The following is a 1,280-nucleotide window of genomic DNA, read 5'->3' as shown; positions in this document are numbered from 1 at the left end:
GAGATCATCAAATTAGCTTTTCGCTTTAAAAGCGTAACTCTTTTTTCAAGACTACTGATACTACTCTGAGCATAGCTCATGCACTACATTTATAAGGCATAAAATGTGCCAGTCCATGAAATATTATTACGATGTTTCGGACGGAATCTGTACCAGAGATTCAATTGCTAATTATCTGAACACAGACAACGTATCAATATGCCAATTTTTGTATTTCTTGGATATTGATGACATTGCTTCTCATGTTGAAAGTAGCTATTATGCCGATAAGGACTGGCACTTTAGGTATAAGGTTTCGTCAATGATAAAGCTCATCGTTGTGAAATGTAATAGGAACTTATCATTTGAGAAAACAATAGCTACCTTAACAAAAGAAGAAGCGCAGCTTCTGTCTTTTGAAGGTAATAATGGCATTATGAATATTCCATCCCCTGCAACACTTCATCATTTTGTAAAATACAGGCTTGGAGAAGCTGGACTCAACGAAGTAATGTTCAAAATTGGAAAAAAGATTTCCAGGATTACAAAGATAAGAGATGCAAAAACAGATTCAACTCCTCTTGAAGCATCAAGATATGACAAGTATGCGGATTACAATCCTCATTACAATTGTAAGATGGACAAAGCTCACATCACAATGATAGGAACACTTCCAATTTACATGACCCATACAAAAGGAACTGCACATGATTCACCTGAATTGAAGAAACATATTGATACATTGGTGGAAATGGGAGTCGACATTGATACTTATGCATTGGATGGAGGTTATGATTCGTTCAGGAATCATGCAGATATCTGGTACAAATTGAATGCAAAACCAGTTATTGCATACTCTTCTGATTCTAAAATTAACTATGAAGGAACGATGGGACGAATTGATCACTGGGTCAATAAGATGTGGGAGCTTGGTGGATCTATCCATATGGGATCTGAGGAAAAACTTCGTTTCCTTTATGAAAATGGCAGAGGAAAACAGGTTGGTATGCACTTACGAAACAAAAACATTGAAGATGATGGATTTGATGAAGAATATTCACATAGGGGAGAATGTGAAAGAGTGCACAAGAACATAAAGTGGACAGTTAAATTTGACATCAGAGGAATGAAAAATAGTAGTAAGAAACTTTATTCGATTATGAATTTCATAGCCTATCAATTACTTGTAACTACAAATTTGCAAAATGGAGTGAAAGAAACGAACTCATTTGCAAATTATGTGTGAGGGAAATGTCATCAAATTAGAATGGGAAAAATTATGAACTAATTTGATAATCTCA

Annotated in this window: 1 protein-coding gene; it reads left to right on the top strand. The window is 35.0% G+C overall.

All coding sequences use genetic code 11. The annotated features are described in order from the left end of the window. Positions 1-103: 103 nt before the first annotated feature. The gene (locus LI82_RS06230) at positions 104-1,225 is read left to right on the top strand and encodes a transposase (protein ID WP_048194259.1); all 1,122 of its coding nucleotides are present in this window, start codon (positions 104-106) and stop codon (positions 1,223-1,225) included. Positions 1,226-1,280: the final 55 nt, after the last annotated feature.

The organism is Methanococcoides methylutens, from assembly GCF_000765475.1.
Classification (GTDB): domain Archaea; phylum Halobacteriota; class Methanosarcinia; order Methanosarcinales; family Methanosarcinaceae; genus Methanococcoides; species Methanococcoides methylutens.
This window is presented reverse-complemented; position numbering and strand designations above follow the sequence as displayed.

Excerpts from the sequence above, each read along its gene's own strand:
- LI82_RS06230 (WP_048194259.1), top strand. The coding sequence starts at position 104 with ATGTGCCAGTCCATGAAATATTATTACGATGTTTCGGACGGAATCTGT.